General features: G+C 53.5%; 1 protein-coding gene. It reads left to right on the top strand.

Going from position 1 to position 649, the window contains the following annotated elements; translation table 11 throughout:
• On the top strand, positions 1-649 hold a 649-nt coding region (locus tag U868_RS25145), incomplete at both ends, for a DNA cytosine methyltransferase (RefSeq protein ID WP_025155238.1).

Here is a 649-nt window from a genome sequence, read left to right as displayed (position 1 = left end):
AAAACGGTGAGCAACCAGCAATCATTGTCTGGGAAAACGTCCCTGGTGTCCTCAGCAGCAAAGATAACGCCTTTGGTTGTTTCCTTGCAGGACTTGCCGGAGAAAGTGAAGAACTCAAGCCTGCAGGGGAAAAGTGGACAAACGCTGGTTATGTGTTTGGACCCAAGAGAGCTATCGCGTGGCGGATCCTCGATGCTCAATATTTCGGAGTCGCGCAGCGCCGCCGCCGTGTGTTCGTTGTCGCAAGTGCTCGAACAGACATCTGTCCCGCTGAAATACTTTTTGAGTGCGACAGCCTGCATGGGGATATTACGCCGGGCGGAGAAGCGGAGAAAGAAATTACCGGCACTCTTACAGCACGCACTCATGGCGGGGGCGGGCTTGGAACAGACTTCGAGTGTAACGGCGGATTAATTCCGGCGAGTTTGGATGCAGAAAATTATACCGGCAATAGCGACCTCAGCCGGGAAGTGGTTGCAGCTCTGACCAAAAACGGTGTAGGCGCAACAGGTGCAGACGACAACCAGGCACAGGCAGGACATCTGATTGCATTCGGTGGGGGCAATACTTCGGGGGCCATTGATGTTGCAACTGCATGCACAGCACACGGCGTCAGAATGGATTTTGATACAGAAACCTTTGCGGTACA

The sequence above is a fragment of the Morganella morganii H1r genome, assembly GCF_000633515.1.
GTDB lineage: Bacteria > Pseudomonadota > Gammaproteobacteria > Enterobacterales > Enterobacteriaceae > Morganella > Morganella morganii_B.
Note: the sequence above shows the minus strand (reverse complement) of the source record. Positions and strands in the feature narration are given on the sequence as shown.